Annotated in this window: 1 protein-coding gene and 2 pseudogenes; 1 reads left to right on the forward strand and 2 read right to left on the reverse strand. The window is 72.0% G+C overall.

The annotated features are described in order from the left end of the window. Positions 1-914 (reverse strand): annotated as a pseudogene (locus WA805_RS17335) (hypothetical protein); the annotation flags it as partial. A 62-nt stretch (positions 915-976) separates the two neighbouring features. On the opposite strand from WA805_RS17335, the gene WA805_RS17340 reads away from it, so the two are divergent. Further along, positions 977-2314, forward strand: a complete 1338-nt coding sequence (locus tag WA805_RS17340) for a class II 3-deoxy-7-phosphoheptulonate synthase (RefSeq protein WP_425242849.1) — start codon at positions 977-979, stop codon at positions 2312-2314. A gap of 3 nt (positions 2315-2317) precedes the next feature. On the opposite strand, the pseudogene WA805_RS17345 reads toward WA805_RS17340, so the two are convergent. Then, positions 2318-2752, reverse strand: a pseudogene (locus WA805_RS17345) (MFS transporter); the annotation flags it as partial.

The following is a 2752-nucleotide window of genomic DNA, read 5'->3' on the forward strand; positions in this document are numbered from 1 at the left end:
AGCTGCTGCAGCACCCGGGTGTCGATCGTGCGGTCGGTGCGGGCGCCGCCCGGTATCCCCGCGTGCAGCGCCTCGGCGATGGCGTCGGCGAGCTGCGCGGGAGAAAGCTCGCCGAGCATGCCGCAGCGGCCCAGGTCGTGCGGCAGCCGGTAGACCGCGGCGGGTATCCCCATTCGCTGGGCTGCCGCCGTCAGCATGACGGCCGCGTGCTGGCCGGTCAGGTCGATGGCTAGCAGCGGGCGACTGGCCAGCAGCGATGCGCCGTGCACGGTCAGCAGCGCCTGCCAGCCGGCGAGCGTCCCGCCGAAAACGTCGGTCCGCCGCGGGGCGATGGTCGCGCTGCCCCACTCCGGCTGGCCCGCCAGCCGGGCCAGCTCAGCGCTCTCATGATCGGTCGCGCGCTGGTCCCAGCCGGCCATCGCCTGCCGGTATTCCTGCTCCGGGGTCACGTCGCGGGCCTGCTCGCGGCGCAGCCACTGCCAGCCGGTCCAGGCGAAACCGGGGCCGCACAGCGTGGCGATCGTCACGGCGGTGAGGCCGGGGCTGGTGTTGCCGGACACCGATCGCGCGCATCCGGCGAGGACCACCAGCAGCAGCGCCAGTCCGATACTCGGCTTGCCTACCCACTTCCAGGTTCGCTGCCACGCTTGCTCAGCGGTGGCCATGCGCGCGACCGCCTGGGCGTGGACGGCGTGCGGGCTGGGCTCAGGCTCCAGGTAAGGGGCCGCGAGCTCGCGCCGGTCCCGGAATACCCAGCCCAGCCGAGGGCCTGGTGTGAACAGCAGGTCCTGGCCCGCGGGCGGTGCCGGTCCGGCGGAAGGCGTGGCCTGCCAGTTGCGCATCACTCCGGAGTTCCCCTCCCGGTCGGTGCGCCCCCACGGCAGATGATGCCACGAGCGTGGTCGTATCGTCACGAAAAGCTATAAAATCCTGCCAGCCAGGCGGGGCCGTACGTCCCTGCGCGTAGCCTGAACGCGTGACTTCACCCGCGCTTCAGCAGCCGCAGTGGCCCGACCACGATCGACTGGAGGCGGTAGTGCGTGGCCTGGAGAGCCTGCCGCCGCTGGTGCTCGCCGCGGAGTGCGACCAGCTGAAGGAGCGGCTGGCCGCGGTGGCGCGCGGCGAGGCGTTCCTGCTGCAGGGCGGCGACTGCGCGGAAACGTTCGCCGGCACGGGCGCCGACAGCATCGGGGGCAAGTTCCGTACGCTGCTGCAGATGGCCGTCGTGCTCACCTACGCGGGCAGCGTGCCGGTGCTGAAGGTCGGCCGGATGGCCGGCCAGTTCGGCAAGCCGAGGTCGGCGGCTACCGAGGTCAGGGACGGCGTGGAGCTTCCGGTCTACCGGGGCGACGCGGTCAACGGGATCGAGTTCAGCGCCGCGGCCAGGACGCCTGACCCCGGCCGGCTGCTCACGGCGTATCACTGCTCGTCGGCCACCCTGAACCTGTGCCGGTCCCTCGCCGGCGGCGGGTTCGCCGATCTGCGCCGGGTGCACGCCTGGAACCAGGACTTCGTGACCGGCAGTCCTGCCGGGCAGCGCTACGAGCAGCTGGCGGACGAGATCGACCGGGCGATCGCGTTCATGCACGCGTGCGGGGCCGATCCCCGGGAGTTCCGCGCGGTGGAGTTCTACTCCAGCCACGAGGCGCTGCTGCTGGACTATGAACGCGCACTGACCCGGACGGATGCGCGTAGCGGGCGTGCTTACGATCTGTCTGCTCACCTGCTATGGATCGGCGAGCGCACTCGCGCCCTCGGCGGCGCGCACGTCGACTTCGCGCGGCAGATCCGGAATCCCGTCGCCGTCAAGATCGGCCCGGAGGCGACCGCGCAGGACGTGCTCGAGCTGATCGAGGCCCTCGACCCCGAGCACGAGCCCGGCCGGCTCACCCTGATCACCCGGATGGGCGCGGGCCGGATCCGGCAGGCGCTGCCCCCGCTGGTCGAGAAGGTGGCGGCCAGCGGGGCCCTGGTGGTCTGGGTGTGCGACCCGATGCACGGCAACACGGTCGAGGCGGCCAGTGGCCAGAAGACCAGGTACTTCGACGACGTGCTGGACGAGGTCGCCGGCTTCTTCGAGGTGCACCGCGCGCTCGGTACTCATCCCGGCGGCATCCACATCGAATTCACCGGCGATGACGTCACCGAGTGCATCGGCGGCGGTGACCACATTGCCGAGAGCGACCTGACCTACCGCTACGAGACGGCGTGTGATCCCCGGCTCAACCGCGGCCAGTCCCTGGACCTGGCGTTCCGTGTCGCCGAACTGTATCGCCGCCACGCGGTCAGCGGACCGCACCCAGCGCGGCGCTGACTGCTATCCGCCGGCCAGGTCGGCGCGGCGGACGCGGATCACGGTGACGGCGACCACGAGAACGAGCGCGGCGAGCGCGGCGGAGACCAGGAAGGCCCGGTCGAAGCCTGCCGTCAGCGCGTGCTGGTATGCCGCCGCATGCGCCGCCCCTTGGGCAGTCCCTGCGGCGCGGGCGCTGTTGGCGACCACCGTCCAGGCCACGGTGCCCAGCACCGCGAGACCGATAGAGCCGCCTACCTGACGCCCGGCGTTGAGCAGGCTGGCCGCCGCCCCGGAGTCCGCCTCGTGGACGCCGGCCATGGCAACCAGCGGCAACGGGACGAACAGCAGGCCGAGTCCGACCCCGATCACCAGGCCAGGGCCGAGCAGTCCGCCCGCGTAGCTGCTGTGCTCGGTCACCAGGGACAGCCAGTACATGCCCCCGGCGCTGGCCGCGCC

This window comes from Trebonia sp., from assembly GCF_049794275.1.
Classification (GTDB): domain Bacteria; phylum Actinomycetota; class Actinomycetes; order Streptosporangiales; family Streptosporangiaceae; genus Trebonia.